Source organism: Martinezella miluonensis (assembly GCF_900094545.1).
GTDB classification, from domain to species: domain Bacteria; phylum Pseudomonadota; class Alphaproteobacteria; order Rhizobiales; family Rhizobiaceae; genus Rhizobium; species Rhizobium miluonense.
In genome coordinates, this window is record NZ_FMAH01000010.1 from 105,368 (window position 1) to 118,316 (window position 12,949).

The 12,949-nt window shown below is 60.3% G+C and carries 14 protein-coding genes; 5 read left to right on the forward strand and 9 right to left on the reverse strand.

Going from position 1 to position 12,949, the window contains the following annotated elements:
* Positions 1–26: 26 nt before the first annotated feature.
* Positions 27–629: an energy-coupling factor transporter transmembrane component T family protein gene (locus GA0061102_RS11735; RefSeq protein ID WP_092847067.1), complete on the reverse strand. Its 603-nt coding sequence runs from the start codon at positions 627–629 to the stop codon at positions 27–29.
* Positions 629–1,306, reverse strand: a complete 678-nt coding sequence (locus GA0061102_RS11740) for an energy-coupling factor ABC transporter ATP-binding protein (protein WP_092847069.1) — start codon at positions 1,304–1,306, stop codon at positions 629–631. The genes GA0061102_RS11735 and GA0061102_RS11740 overlap by 1 nt, the downstream gene beginning before the upstream one ends.
* Before the next feature lie 207 nt (positions 1,307–1,513).
* Between GA0061102_RS11740 and GA0061102_RS11745 the strand changes: the two genes are divergently transcribed.
* A complete protein-coding gene (locus GA0061102_RS11745; RefSeq protein WP_092847071.1) occupies positions 1,514–2,719 on the forward strand; it encodes a winged helix-turn-helix domain-containing protein in 1,206 nt (401 codons plus the stop codon).
* A 109-nt stretch (positions 2,720–2,828) separates the two neighbouring features.
* Here the strand turns inward: GA0061102_RS11745 and ribB are convergent, their stop codons facing one another.
* Together ribB and aroC are read right to left on the reverse strand one after the other, a co-directional pair.
* Positions 2,829–3,932 (reverse strand): 3,4-dihydroxy-2-butanone-4-phosphate synthase, encoded by a 1,104-nt coding sequence (gene ribB / locus GA0061102_RS11750; RefSeq protein ID WP_092847073.1) that lies wholly within the window; start codon positions 3,930–3,932, stop codon positions 2,829–2,831.
* Between the two features lie 10 nt (positions 3,933–3,942).
* Entirely contained in the window at positions 3,943–5,040 is a 1,098-nt protein-coding gene (aroC, locus tag GA0061102_RS11755) for a chorismate synthase (RefSeq protein WP_092847158.1), read from the reverse strand.
* A 310-nt stretch (positions 5,041–5,350) separates the two neighbouring features.
* Here aroC and GA0061102_RS11760 point away from each other — a divergent pair, with 310 nt between their 5' ends.
* Positions 5,351–5,611, forward strand: a complete 261-nt coding sequence (locus GA0061102_RS11760; RefSeq protein ID WP_004110020.1) for a DUF1344 domain-containing protein — start codon at positions 5,351–5,353, stop codon at positions 5,609–5,611.
* Between the two features lie 103 nt (positions 5,612–5,714).
* On the opposite strand, the gene GA0061102_RS11765 is transcribed toward GA0061102_RS11760, so the two are convergent.
* From GA0061102_RS11765 to GA0061102_RS11780, 4 genes are all read right to left on the reverse strand, one after another.
* A complete protein-coding gene (locus GA0061102_RS11765) occupies positions 5,715–6,311 on the reverse strand; it encodes a histidine phosphatase family protein (protein ID WP_092847075.1) in 597 nt (198 codons plus the stop codon).
* Positions 6,312–6,329: 18 nt separating this feature from the next.
* A complete protein-coding gene (fabI, locus tag GA0061102_RS11770; RefSeq protein WP_092847077.1) occupies positions 6,330–7,148 on the reverse strand; it encodes an enoyl-ACP reductase FabI in 819 nt (272 codons plus the stop codon).
* Positions 7,149–7,270: 122 nt separating this feature from the next.
* Positions 7,271–8,449 carry a DnaJ domain-containing protein gene (locus tag GA0061102_RS11775; RefSeq protein WP_092847079.1) on the reverse strand — a complete coding sequence of 393 codons (1,179 nt, stop codon included), beginning with the start codon at positions 8,447–8,449 and terminating at the stop codon, positions 7,271–7,273.
* A gap of 304 nt (positions 8,450–8,753) precedes the next feature.
* On the reverse strand, positions 8,754–9,212 hold the full coding sequence (locus GA0061102_RS11780; protein ID WP_092847081.1) for an RT0821/Lpp0805 family surface protein: 459 nt from the start codon (positions 9,210–9,212) through the stop codon (positions 8,754–8,756).
* Positions 9,213–9,276: 64 nt separating this feature from the next.
* On the opposite strand from GA0061102_RS11780, the gene pdxH reads away from it, so the two are divergent.
* Positions 9,277–9,897: a pyridoxamine 5'-phosphate oxidase gene (gene pdxH / locus GA0061102_RS11785; protein ID WP_092847083.1), complete on the forward strand. Its 621-nt coding sequence runs from the start codon at positions 9,277–9,279 to the stop codon at positions 9,895–9,897.
* Positions 9,898–9,921: 24 nt separating this feature from the next.
* On the opposite strand, the gene GA0061102_RS11790 is transcribed toward pdxH, so the two are convergent.
* Positions 9,922–10,980 carry a polysaccharide deacetylase family protein gene (locus GA0061102_RS11790; protein WP_092847085.1) on the reverse strand — a complete coding sequence of 353 codons (1,059 nt, stop codon included), beginning with the start codon at positions 10,978–10,980 and terminating at the stop codon, positions 9,922–9,924.
* Between the two features lie 227 nt (positions 10,981–11,207).
* On the opposite strand from GA0061102_RS11790, the gene GA0061102_RS11795 reads away from it, so the two are divergent.
* Complete coding sequence (locus tag GA0061102_RS11795) at positions 11,208–12,530, forward strand: D-alanyl-D-alanine carboxypeptidase (RefSeq protein ID WP_092847087.1); 1,323 nt, start codon at positions 11,208–11,210, stop codon at positions 12,528–12,530.
* Between the two features lie 108 nt (positions 12,531–12,638).
* A complete protein-coding gene (locus GA0061102_RS11800; RefSeq protein ID WP_092847160.1) occupies positions 12,639–12,947 on the forward strand; it encodes a nucleoside triphosphate pyrophosphohydrolase family protein in 309 nt (102 codons plus the stop codon).
* Positions 12,948–12,949 lie beyond the last annotated feature (2 nt).

Genomic DNA, 12,949 nt, shown 5'->3' on the forward strand with positions numbered 1-12,949 from the left:
CGGCTCCTTCCGAAAAAGATCTATGTTCATTGCCGCCGAATGCCGCGCGCGTCAATCGCCGCCGCAATATTGTCCGCATCGCGCAGCGTCAGGATGATCAGCGGCGCAAGCGTGGTTGCCAGCCGTATCTCGATCCCCCGGGCCTGATGCGCTTCGCGGATCGCGCGGTAGCGGTCGAGAATTTCAGGCACGAAACGGATAACGAGGCCGATCGCAAGCCCGATATCGGCTGCTTTGAGCAGGCCCATCTTATCGAGCGGCATAGCAAGGGCGGTGATCTCGTCGATGAACCCAGCCATCGATGTCGTCGCGGTCACGGTGGCGGCAAACAGTGCGAGCGCCGTCAGGCGCAGCGCGGTGACGATTGCGATGTGAAGCGGGCCGAAAAGTGCTGCAAAGACAGCCAGCACGGTAATCGAGATCAGGATAGGACGCAATCGCTTCAGCGCATCCCCGAACGCCAAGCCGGTGCGAAAATAGAAGCCTGAGCCGATGAGATTTGCACAGGCAAGCACCGTGATGGATTGCGTCAGGAACAGCAAAACGCCAAGTGCCGCGAGTGCCAGCAGCTTCACGCGCGGCGAAAGCCGATGCATCCATGTATCCGCGTCGACATGCAGCGTTTGCATCAGCCTGCCAGCTCCTTGTAGAGAGCAATGGCTTCGGCGGCCGGAGCATCGGCCACCAGGCGGCCTTGGTCGAACAGCAGCACCCGATCGAAATCCTCGACCAGCGGCAGGTCATGGCTGATGACGATGACGGCCTCGGGCAGCCCTGCGATGGTCTTCTGCACCAATGCCCGGTTTTTGAGGTCGAGCTGGTTGGTTGGTTCGTCGAGGATCAGGATGTCGGGGCCGGTGACCAGCACCGAGCAGAGGGCAGCCATCTGCAATTCTCCGCCGGAAAGCTCGTGGGCGCGCCGTGCGCCGAGATGGCTGACGCCGAACCGGTCGAGAATGTTCTCGACGGCCGCCTCGATCTGTGTCTTGCCGTATCCGCGCGCCTTCAGCCCGAAGGCGATGTCGTCGCGCACGATGGGCAGGATGATCTGGTTCTGCGGCGACTGGAAGATATAGCCGACTTTTCCGAGCACTTCACTGGCGTCACCGACCGTGTCGAACCCATCGACCACGATGCGTCCGGTCGTCGGCTTGACGAGCCCGTTGATCAGCCGCGCAAAGGTGGTCTTGCCGGAACCGTTAAGGCCGATCACACCGATGCGGCGCTCCCGAAGCGCCAGGCTGAGCGGAAACAGCGCGGTGCGCGTGCCATAATCGACACCGGCATTGTCGAAGCGAATATCCAAGCGGCTTCCCCGTCCCATGATACTGGAGCGGTTCAGCGCTTCACGGAACCTCTGAACCGCTCTATCTCTTTATTTCAAGCAATTCCGGACGGAAAACCGCTGCACACTTTTCCTGGAATTGCTCTATCGCGGAGCTATAGCGCATCGCATCGATTTATCAAATCAATGCCTCTTTGAACGCATGGGAATTTATGCCTATGATCCGCCATGACGAATCTGCTTTCGAATCGTGACGCCCGCCGCGTGTTCCTTGCCAAGCAGGGGCTCGCCAATCCGCCGAACCGCGCCTTGACCAAGGCGGGGTTGCTGCAGCTCATTAATGACATCGGTTTCGTGCAGGTGGACAGCATCGCCACCGTGGAGCGCGCCCATCATCAGATCCTGTTTTCGCGCAACCAGACCTATCGACGAGAGCATCTGACGGAGCTCTTGGAAAAGGATGGCGCACTCTTCGAGAACTGGACTCATGATGCCTCCATCCTCCCGAGCGCCTTTTTCGTCTACTGGAAGCATCGCTTTCGCCGCGAAGAAGTGACGATCGTCGAACGGTGGCGCAAATGGCGCGGGGAGGGCTTCGAGGCCGCCTTCGAGGAAACCTACGAGCGTGTGCTGAAGAACGGCGCCATCACCGCCCGTGAAGTCAAGGCGGAGGATCACGTCTCCGGTGGCTGGTGGAATTGGCACCCGAATAAGACGGCGCTCGAATATTTCTGGCGTACCGGCAAATTCGCCATCGCCGGCCGCACCAATTTCCAGAAGGTCTACGATCTCGTCGAACGCGTGCTGCCGAGCCGTTTCCATGAGCCGGAAGTGGAGCATGACGAGTTCGTCGACTGGGCCTGCCGCAGCGCGCTGCAGCGCCTGGGCTTTGCCACCTCGGGTGAAATCGCTGCCTTCTGGGATCTTGTCAAACCCCATGAGGCCAAGGCCTGGGTCGAGACGCATCGTGACGAATTGACGGATGTGCTGATCGAGCCTGCCGGCGGCGGCAAGCCGCGCCCATCCCTTGCCTTCACGCAATTCCATGCAACGCTCGATGATCATCCGGAAGCGCCGGCGCGCATCCGCATCCTCAGCCCCTTCGACCCGATGTTGCGAGACAGAGACCGCACCGAACGTCTCTTCGGTTTCTTCTACCGCATCGAGATCTTCGTGCCGGAACCGAAGCGCGAATACGGCTATTATGTCTTCCCGCTGCTGGAGGGAGACCGGCTGATCGGACGGATCGACATGAAGGCCGATCGCAAGTTGGGCACTCTGGACGTCAAGCGCCTGTGGCTGGAGCCGGGTATTAAGGCCTCGGCCGGCCGGCTGGAGAAGCTGGAGGCCGAGCTGGACCGCGTCGCTCGCTTCGCCGGCGTCGAAAAGGTCGTCTTTCTCGAGGGGTGGCGGGGCTCACCACCTCCGCCTTGAGAGGGGAGATCGCCCGGAACACACGGGGTGGGGTGACCCTGAGTGCGGAGAGACATCGCCTCACCCCGGAGCTCTGCTCCGACCCTCCCGGTCAAGAGCAGGGCGAATTTCAGCAGATTTCCGTCTTGGCGATCTTGATGCCAAAACCTTCGAGGCCGACATAGTGCCGCTCGCGGCTGGTAAGCAGCTTGATCGAGGTGACGCCGAGATCCTTCAGGATCTGTGCACCCAGGCCGATTTCCAGCCATTCGTTCTCGCGCGTCTGGGCTTCGGCATGGGCTTCGCGGCCGGTCTGGCGCGATTTGCGGCCGTTGTCGAAATGGCCGACGCCGACGGAGCCTTCGCGCAGATAGACGATGATGCCGCGGCCCTCTTCGGCAATCTTCTGCATGTAGAAATCGACCGGGCTGCTCTTGCCGAAAATATCATCGGCGACGTTTTCCGGATGCAGGCGCACCGGTATGTCGATGCCGTCGCGGATATCGCCGAAGACGACGGCGAGATGCTGCATCGGGTCCCAGGGCAGCGAATAGGTATGTGCGCGCGCCTTGCCGAACGGCGTCTCGATATCGAAGCTGTTGCCGAGTTCGATCAGCGTTTCCTTGCGCTGGCGATAGGCGATGAGATCGGCGACGGAGACAAGCTTCAGGCCGTTCTGTTCGGCGAATTCCACCACCTGCTGGCCGCGTGTCACCGTGCCGTCGTCATTGACGAGCTCGCTGATGACGCCGATCGGCGGCAGGCCGGCAAGCTTGCAGAGGTCGACGGCAGCTTCCGTATGGCCGGAGCGCATGAGCACGCCGCCCTCGCGGGCAACGAGCGGGAAGATATGGCCGGGACGGACGAAATCGGTGGGCCCGACATTCGGATTGGCGAGGTTGCGCACCGTCAGCGTCCGGTCGTCGGCGGAAATGCCCGTGGTGGTGCCATGCTTGAAGTCGACGGAGACGGTGAAGGCTGTCGTGTGGGCGGAATCGTTCTCCGCTACCATGGCGTTGAGGTTCAGGCGCTTGGCTTCCTCTCGCGGCATCGGCGTGCAGACGATGCCCGAGGTGTGCCGAACGATGAAGGCCATCTTATCCGGCGTGCAGTGAACCGCCGCGACGATCAGGTCGCCTTCGTTTTCACGATCGTTATCATCCATGACCACGACGATTTCGCCGGCCTCGAAGGCCCGGATGGCATCGACAACACGCTTCTGGTCGTAAGGCATCTAGAAATTCCTATCTCTGCTGGCCCGTCTGGCCGCGATCCCTCAGATAATGGTCGGCAACGGCGCAAGCAACCATCGCTTCGCCGATCGGCACGGCACGAATGCCGACGCACGGATCGTGACGGCCCTTGGTGCGCACATCGACATTGTGGCCATCGGCATCGATCGACTGGCGTTCGGTCAGGATCGAAGAGGTCGGCTTGATGGCGAAGCGGGCGATCACCGGCTCGCCGGTGGAAATGCCGCCGAGGATGCCGCCGGCATGATTGGACAGGAAGATGCGCTTGCCGTCATTGCCCATGCGCATCTCGTCGGCATTCTCCTCGCCTGTCAGCTCGGCAGAGGCAAAGCCTTCACCGATTTCGACGCCCTTGACGGCGTTGATCGACATCAGCAGCGAGGCGATATCCTGATCGAGCTTGCCGTAGATCGGTGCGCCGAGACCGGCCGGCACGCCTTCGGCCACGACTTCTACCACAGCGCCGATCGAGGAGCCGGCCTTGCGGATACCATCGAGATACTCTTCCCACACCGGCACGATTTCCGGATCGGGGGCGAAGAAGGGGTTCTGATCGACCTTAGTCCAATCCCAGTTGGCGCGGTTGATCTTGTGCTTGCCGATCTGTACCAGCGCGCCGCGGATCGTCACGCCGGGCACGACGAGGCGGGCAATGCCGCCGGCAGCAACGCGTGCGGCTGTTTCGCGCGCCGACGAGCGCCCGCCGCCGCGATAGTCGCGAATGCCGTATTTGACGTCATAGGTGTAGTCGGCATGGCCTGGGCGGTAACGCCGCGCGATCTCGCCGTAATCCTTCGAGCGCTGGTCGGTATTCTCGATCAGCATCGAGATCGGCGTGCCCGTCGAGATCATGGTCTCGCCGTCCTCGTCCATCATCACCCCGGACAGCACCTTGACGAGATCGTCCTCGCGCCGCTGCGTGACGAAGCGTGATTGTCCCGGCTTGCGCTTGTCGAGCCAGACCTGAAGATCCTCGAGCTTGAAGCGGAGACCTGGAGGGCAGCCGTCGACGACACAGCCGAGTGCCGGGCCGTGGCTTTCGCCCCAGGTGGTGACGCGGAAGAGGTGACCGAAAGTATTGTGCGACATGAAAAACGACCGGATTGGTGCGGCCTGACGAACAGACCGCGTCTTGTCTCTTGCGATTGTGGCCCACTCATAGGCCAAAAAGCCGGTAAGACAAAATCTTTCTTTCCGTTGCCGCAGGACCGGCGCTTGGCTCCCATCTTGCACCGACCATCGGCATGGTAAACAAAGATTAATCCGAATTGTGGATTGTGACGAGACATTCATCAATTGGGCGGGCGAAGTCACTATTGGGGGCAACTTCCGCCATATTCGACGTGTTTTCTACGCCGCATAAGAAATCACGAGCAAATTGACCTGAAGGGTAACGACCATGCGCTTTTTCGTAGCGACGCTTTTAGCAACGGCAAGCCTGCTTGCTCCCGTCGCTGGCTTTGCCGAGAGCGCGGATGTCGAGGCAACGATCAAGAAGGTCGATACGAAGAATTTCAGCATCACGCTGGATGATGGCAAGAACTATCAGGTTCCCGAGGATTTTGATTTCAACGGCCTGCAGGCCGGCGTCAAGGTCGTGGTCTTCTACACGGAAGTCGACGGCAAGCGCGTCGTCAACGATCTCGATATCGTCCAGTAAATGCTGACGCCACTAGGCTGCCGGCGGCTCATGGGCACCGTGGCAATGTGTGATTTCATATAATTCCGGTCGAAGAAAGCCGCCGACTCTTCCCGGAAATATCTTAGATCCAGCCGATAATCTTCATTTGCGGATCGACCTTCAGGATCTGGTCCTGATGGATCGGGATTTCGGCCGCCTCTTCCTTCGCAACATCGCCGATCAGACGGAATAGCGTGCGGATGACGCCGCCATGCGTGACGCAGACGGTTGGCCGGTCGACTGAGGCCAACCAGGAGCCCACGCGCCAGGAGAGGATTTCGTAGCTTTCGGCGTCATCGCCGGGTGGGATGAAATCCCATTTATTCGCCTTGCGCTCTGCAAGCCGGTCAGGCTGCGTTGCCTTCAGTTCCTTGAGGGTAAAGCCTTCCCAGGCGCCGAACGACAGCTCGATCAGCCTGTCGTCGGTGAGATAGTCCTTGGGCGGCAGGCCGATGGCCTGCCGGGCGATTTCCATGGTCTCGCGCGTGCGCCGCATCGGGCTGGCGATGAAATCGAAAGGTCGGTTTTCGAATGCGAGGATTTCGGCGAGGTCGATGCCGTTCTGCCGCGCCTGTTCGCGGCCGATGGCATTGAGATCGATGTCCTTCTGCCCCTGCAGGCGGCGCTCGGCATTCCAGTCGGTCTGACCGTGACGTATCACATAGAGGATGGGCGCCACGGTCAGTCTTCCTGTTGATCAGTCCTTCGCCACGGAAATGTCGGGCGCGTCCACAGCCTTCATGCCGACTGTGTGATAGCCGGAATCGACGTGATGGATTTCGCCTGTGACAGCCGTCGACAGGTCGGACAGAAGGTAGAGGGCGGAGTTGCCGACCTCGTCGATCGTAACGGTCCGCTTCAGCGGCGCGTTGTACTCGTTCCACTTCAGTATATAGCGGAAGTCGCCGATGCCGGAAGCTGCGAGCGTCTTGATCGGGCCTGCCGAAATCGCATTGACGCGAATGCCGCGGCTACCGAGATCGACTGCGAGGTAGCGCACGCTTGCTTCCAGAGCAGCCTTGGCGACACCCATGACGTTATAATGCGGCATGACCTTCTCCGCACCGTAATAGGTGAGGGTGATCATCGAGCCGCCGTCATTCATGATTCGCTCGGCGCGCTGTGCGACGGCCGTGAACGAATAGACGGAGATGTCCATCGTCTTGGTGAAGTTGTCGCGGCTGGTATCGAGGTAACGGCCGGTCAACTCATCCTTGTCGGAGAAGGCGATCGCGTGCACGATGAAATCGATCTTGCCCCACTTTGCTTCCAGCGCGTCGATAACGGCGTCGATCGTTGACGGCTCGGTCACGTCGCAATGGCCTGCCATGAAGGCGCCGAGTTCCTGAGCGAGCGGCTCGACGCGCTTCTTCAGAGCGTCGCCCTGCCATGTCAATGCGATCTCGGCTCCGGCATCCGAACAGGCCTTGGCAATACCCCACGCTATCGAACGGTTGTTTGCTACGCCGAGGATGACGCCGCGCTTGCCTGCCATGAGGCCAGTGGATTGAGCCATATTCTGCTCCCTTGAACTTTCGAATGACCCTGCCTATGGCATAGGCCGTTCCCCTGTTCAAGCATCGTAAAGATCATCAACTGTTAGGGATCGTAACAAAGGGTGCTGTTGTCACCAAAATTTCACAGGAAAAGCCCTTCGCGCATGCTGCGCATCAGGTCTGTAATCTTGTCGTCTGGTTTTTCCCAAAGCATCAGCCGCAATTCGACGACAAGATCGCCCTTGCCGCCACTGCCGTCAGGCAATCCCTCGCCGGGAATACGAACGATCTGATCCGAGCCGGACCATGCCGGTACCGTAAGTCTGACCTGACCGTTCAGCCCTTCGACCGTGGTTTCGCAGCCGAGCACGGCATTTTCTATCGTCACGGGCAGTGTGGTGCGAACGTTATGGCCATCGAGCGTGAAGCGGCTGTCGGTGGACAAATGGATGGTGACGGCGACATCGCCGCGCAGCATTCCCGGCAGCTTCAATCCCTGGCCCTTCAGGTGAAGCACCTGGCCGTTGCTGATATCCGTCGTTGCCTGGAAGCGCGCCTCGCGACCGTCGGACAGAGGCACGGTCATCCAGCGCGCCTTCAGCATGTCGTCGAGCGCCACGGTCGCTTCGGCAGCGACTTCCGGCGTCTTTTCCGGTGGCTTCTCCTGAACATTGCTGCCGGTAATACGGCGCACGAACGAGCTTAGAATGCCGAATGCCGAGCGCGAGCTTACCGAGCCGGTTCCCGTTGCCAGCAGTTCCTCTTCGACCTGTGCCTCTTCGGTGGTGGTCGTGTCGGCTTCCTGCGGCTTGCCGGCTTGCTGCTTACCGGCTTGCTGTGCAACCGCCTCGGCCGTGGCCTGCTCCTGCTGCGTGCGGGCGGCTTTTGCGCCGAAGATGCGCTCGACCACGTCCTCGGGCGACTCGTTCGTGGCCGTCTGCTGACTGGACGCGGCAGCGGCTGCGGCCGCCTTGCGGGCGTTTGCCCGGGCCAGTTCCTCCATGACTTTTTCAGCATTGGCACGTGCAGCCCTGGCGCGCTCGGCCATTTCGCGCGCCGCCTGGCGCTGCTGTATGATCGTCTGCTCGGTGCTCTGGCCTTTTGCTTCGGCCATGCGGGCGATCTGGTCGTAGCGGCTGCGCTTTTGCGGGTCCTTCAGCGTCTCGTATGCCCGGCCGATCTCGGCGAAACGCTCGGTGGCGGTTGGATCGCCCATATTGTGATCGGGGTGGGCCGTTTTTGCGAGGTTGCGCCATGCGGACTTTATCTCGTCCGCCCCGGCATCCTTCTTTACGCCCAGCACCTTGTAAGGATCACGCATCTTTCCCGCCACTGTTTCATGGGTGTGCCCGGCACCGTAGGAGCATCCCAGCAAAATAAATTCATGGTCCGCGCTTCGCTGTCCTGCGCCCTTTAAGAGGCAAGGTCGTTGCGCGTATGAAATGATCCTGCGGGAAAAGTTGCTAATCAGGCGTTACGCCTGGTGGGAGCGGACAATGGCCATTTTGCGAGATGGTTAGCCGATTGCTAACGACGGGCGCGTGAAACTGGAGTAGCATGCCATATGTATTGTGGCGGCCGTCGAGCCGGACTGCCCTGGCTTTGGGAAGCTAGAAAAGTGCTAATCAGCCGGCCTGCTGAAAGCTCAGCAATTGCCATTCGCCTTGGCCGACGAGGCAGGTTCTGCCGGAGAAGTTGGCGATGCCGTCATAGGAATGGCGGGTTGTACGGAATTGGCGGCAGACCACGCCCGAGGCATTGTTTTCGACGATCATGTCGATGACGCCGGCGCTGCCCGTGGAAGCATTGGCCCAGGGAATCGACTGGCCGTTGAGCTTGTGAAGATCCGCCGAAGTTACGGCGTTGCGCACTGTGGCTTCGTCGGAGATACTATCGGTGGTTACAGGGGCGGTCGGCACTGTGCCGGTCGAGACGCTGCGGTCCACTTTCGCTGAGCTGAGATAGTCCATCCCTCCGCCAACGCAGCCGCCAAGGGTGAAAAGGGAGACAAGGGCGATAGCCATCGTCGCGTCTTTTGCAAGCTTGCGCTTTGTATGAACGGTCGACTTTGCTATGACTTCCACCCGAATATTTCGGCCAGCCTGAGAGGCCGACTGTTTCTAGGAATTGCGGAGTATTTAAACTAATATGTCGGAAAACGAGTTAACAAGCGGTGACTTCACCGAGCAGAACGAACCCTTCACTCTTTTTGCAGCCTGGCTGCGCGAGGCGGAGACCACTGAACCCAATGATCCGAATGCGGTTGCTCTGGCAACGGTTGATAAGGATGGGTTGCCAAATGTTCGCATGGTCCTTCTGAAGGGTTTCGATAGCGACGGATTCGTATTCTATACGAATTTCGAAAGCCAGAAAGGCCAAGAAATTCTTTCCCAAAAGAAAGCAGCCATGTGTTTCCACTGGAAATCGCTACGTCGCCAGGTGCGCCTGCGCGGTCTGGTTGAGGTGGTGACTGACAAGGAGGCGGACGAGTACTACAAGACGAGAGCTCGCGGCAGCCGAATCGGTGCTTGGGCTTCGAAGCAGTCTCGTCCTCTTGAGGGTCGGTTCGCCTTGGAAAAGGCTGTTGCCGAATATACCGCCCGCTATGCCATCGGTGACATTCCGCGCCCGCCTTACTGGTCCGGCTTCCGTATCCGCCCGCTGTCGATCGAATTCTGGCACGACCGCCAGTTCCGTTTGCACGACCGTATCGAATTTCGACGTGATGTGCCGGAAGGCGCCTGGCAAAAGGTGCGGATGTATCCGTAAGATCGGCACCGTCGCCCGGCGGAGCTACATCGCCTCCCGGCGTCCCATCAGCCGCATGGGAATGCCGGAGGCGAGCGCCGAGGCATAGCGTGCCTTCTGATAGTGACCGTTCAGCGACAGCCTCGGCAGCAGGGTGAGGCCGCCGCCGCTTGCCGCCGTGATCATGCCGGGTCGTGTCGTGACCCCGACCGAGAAGCCGAGTTCGGCAGCAAGCCTGCCCTCTCGCGACGAGACCGCATCGATCGTCCCATAGGGATAGGCAATCACGGTCGGTCGTTTCGCCGTGATGTCGGCCACATAGTCGGCTGAAAGCGCCATTTCCGCCGCGGACTCCGCCTCGGGCAGCCGCGCCAGCGCCCGATGGCTCACTGTATGCGCGCCAAGCGAAGCGAGGGGATGGCGGGCGAGGTCCCGCAACTCCGCCCGATCCATGATCGATGCACGGACGATATCCAGCGGCTCCAGACCGTTCCGTCTGGCGAGATCGTCGATCCGCGCAACGGCCTCGCTCTCGTCATTGCCATGAACGAAAGCCGCAAAACGGGAAAAGGCAGCCTGCTTCTGACTGTACTTTCCGAGCGGCAGGAATTCCTCGCCGGACCCGAAATCGAATGTCAGCCGATCCAGCCGCTCAAGAAGTTCGGCCAGCGTTTCCCACCACAGGCTATGGGTCCGTTCCGAAAGACCCTGGGCAACGAAGATTGTGAAGGGTGCATTGTAGCGGGCAAAGATCGGCAGGGCGTGATCGAGATTGTCGCGGTTGCCGTCATCGAGCGTGAAGGCGACGAATGGCGGCTTGCCATCGGCATTCGCGACCCGCGCCGGCAATGCGTCAACAGGGATGAACTCGTAGCCGTCCTTCTTCAGGCGGCCGATCGCCCGGTCGAGAAAATCGGGGGAGACCTCGAGATGCGCGTTGGGTGCGAAGCGTCGGGACAGGGTAGGGCGGACATGATGCAGGGTGAATATGGAGCCGATGACGGCGACGTCTCGCATCAGGCCGGCACCCTTAAGAATTGCGGCCGCCTCAAGTCCGCTGGAGATCAGCCTGCGCTTCAGGCGGACCTTGATGCCCTGTTCCATGCGGATCGATCCGGTTGACGAATGTCAGGCTTGTAGCCCATCCCCGTTAAACCTTACTGAATCTTTGCCATAATTTCCAATGCGTTAATAGTTATTTTACCAGGAAAGGCAAAATTGGAGAACTATGGAGGCTGTTGCCTCAATATCGCACTGATATCAGGGTTTCTGTCGCAAAATCATACAGGGATTGATGCGGTGTGTTGGCATTCTTTCGGTTGGGGACGAATATGAAAAGACTTTTGATGGCCCTGTCTGCGGCCGTCCTGCTGGTGAGCGCCCCTGTGGCGAGCTTCGCCGGCGGCGCCTATTTCATCATGGATGCGAAGACCGGCAATGTGCTGGCTTCCAACAATGCGGATAGCCTCAACCATCCGGCATCGTTGACCAAGATGATGACCTTGTATTTGGCCTTCGAGGCTATCCATCGCGGCAAGCTCAGCTGGAACACCCGCATACCGGTATCGCGCGCTGCCGCGACCAAGCCCCCGACCAAGCTCGGTCTGAAGGCGGGCGGCACGGTGACCGTTCGCGAAGCCGTCGACGGCATGATTGTCAAATCCGCCAACGATGCCGCCGCTGCCATGGCGGAAGCGCTCGGCGGCAGCGAAAGCGGCTTTGCCCGGCTGATGACGCAGAAGGCGCGCGAGATCGGCATGCGCCGCACTGTCTTCGTGAACGCGTCCGGCCTTCCGAGCATGCAGCAGGTGACGACCGCACGCGATATGTCGACGCTTGCCGTTGCGCTCATCAACAACTATCCCCAGGAATACCGGCTCTTCTCGCAGCCGAGCTTCACTTATCGCGGCCAACGCGTTCGCGGCCACAACAACCTCATGTATCGCTATGAAGGCATGGACGGCATCAAGACCGGCTACACCAATGCCTCCGGCTTCAACCTCGTCAGCGCCGTGCGTCAGGGCAACCGCCGCGTGATCGGCGTCGTCATGGGTGGCGCCACCGCACGCGGTCGCGATGCGCTGATGGCCTCTCTGCTGGATCGCTATGTGCCGAAGGCAAGCCCGGCTGCGACACCGCGGCTGCTCGCCAGCGTTGGCGGCGGCAAGGTGGCAAAGCAGGTCGAAGTGGCGTCTGCATCCGACGATGTTTCCGTCGATGTCGATGCGCAGACCACGGCTACAACGACACCCGCCGCTACGATACCAGCCACCACCACGATAGCGCGCAAGCGCGTCGAGGCCGCTCCGCTGGCCTTTGCCGCAGCCTCGAACGTCACCGTTCCGATGGACCGTCCCGCTGCGATGGACCAGATCCTCGTTGCCAACAAGCCGGCCGCGGCCGGCGGTTGGCAGGTGCAGATCGCCGCAACGCCGACCGCACAGGCCGCTAAGGATCTATTGTCCGAGGCGAAGTCCAGGGCCGGCAATGCGCTCGCCAATGCCTCGCCCTACACGGAAGCCGTCGGCAAGGGTGCCAACACGGTCTATCGTGCCCGCTTCGTCGGTTTTGCAAGCCGCGACGATGCGAATTCAGCCTGCTCGGCTTTGAAGCGCAAGGATTTCGATTGCATGCTGCTCCCGAACAAGGGCTGAGCATAGAGCATATTGGATAAATGAGAGCCGGCGGGGCAAAACTCCGCCGGCTCGACTTTTTTGTCGGAATCGTTCATCAATGCCAGGAACATAAAGGGAACGACGCCGATGTTGAAAGATCTGATGCAGCAATTTGAAGTGGCTTCGGCAAGTTATGCCGCCGACAACGGCCTGGAACGCGACGACGACTGGTTCGTCCTGAAACTCCAGGAGGAGATGGGCGAACTGATCCAGATCTGGAACAGGGTGACCGGTCGTGGGCGCCGCAAGGGCATGAGCGAAGCGGAACTGGCGACGGCCCTGGCGGACGAGACCGCCGATGTGCTCGGCCATATCCTGCTCTTTGCGCACCGCAACGGCCTTGATCTGGCCGCTGCCGTCGAGCGCAAATGGTATTTCCGGCCTCGTAAGGACTGATG

Bases quoted from the DNA above. Each gene is read 5' to 3' on its own strand.
- GA0061102_RS11775 (WP_092847079.1), bottom strand. From the start codon at position 8,449: ATGCGTGATCCTTACAAGGTGCTGGGCGTAAAGAAGGATGCCGGGGCG.
- GA0061102_RS11745 (WP_092847071.1), top strand. From the start codon at position 1,514: ATGACGAATCTGCTTTCGAATCGTGACGCCCGCCGCGTGTTCCTTGCC.
- GA0061102_RS11735 (WP_092847067.1), bottom strand. From the start codon at position 629: ATGCAAACGCTGCATGTCGACGCGGATACATGGATGCATCGGCTTTCG.
- aroC (WP_092847158.1), bottom strand. From the start codon at position 5,040: ATGTCGCACAATACTTTCGGTCACCTCTTCCGCGTCACCACCTGGGGC.
- GA0061102_RS11800 (WP_092847160.1), top strand. From the start codon at position 12,639: ATGTTGAAAGATCTGATGCAGCAATTTGAAGTGGCTTCGGCAAGTTAT.
- GA0061102_RS11795 (WP_092847087.1), top strand. From the start codon at position 11,208: ATGAAAAGACTTTTGATGGCCCTGTCTGCGGCCGTCCTGCTGGTGAGC.
- fabI (WP_092847077.1), bottom strand. From the start codon at position 7,148: ATGGCTCAATCCACTGGCCTCATGGCAGGCAAGCGCGGCGTCATCCTC.
- GA0061102_RS11760 (WP_004110020.1), top strand. From the start codon at position 5,351: ATGCGCTTTTTCGTAGCGACGCTTTTAGCAACGGCAAGCCTGCTTGCT.
- ribB (WP_092847073.1), bottom strand. From the start codon at position 3,932: ATGCCTTACGACCAGAAGCGTGTTGTCGATGCCATCCGGGCCTTCGAG.
- GA0061102_RS11790 (WP_092847085.1), bottom strand. From the start codon at position 10,980: ATGGAACAGGGCATCAAGGTCCGCCTGAAGCGCAGGCTGATCTCCAGC.
- pdxH (WP_092847083.1), top strand. From the start codon at position 9,277: ATGTCGGAAAACGAGTTAACAAGCGGTGACTTCACCGAGCAGAACGAA.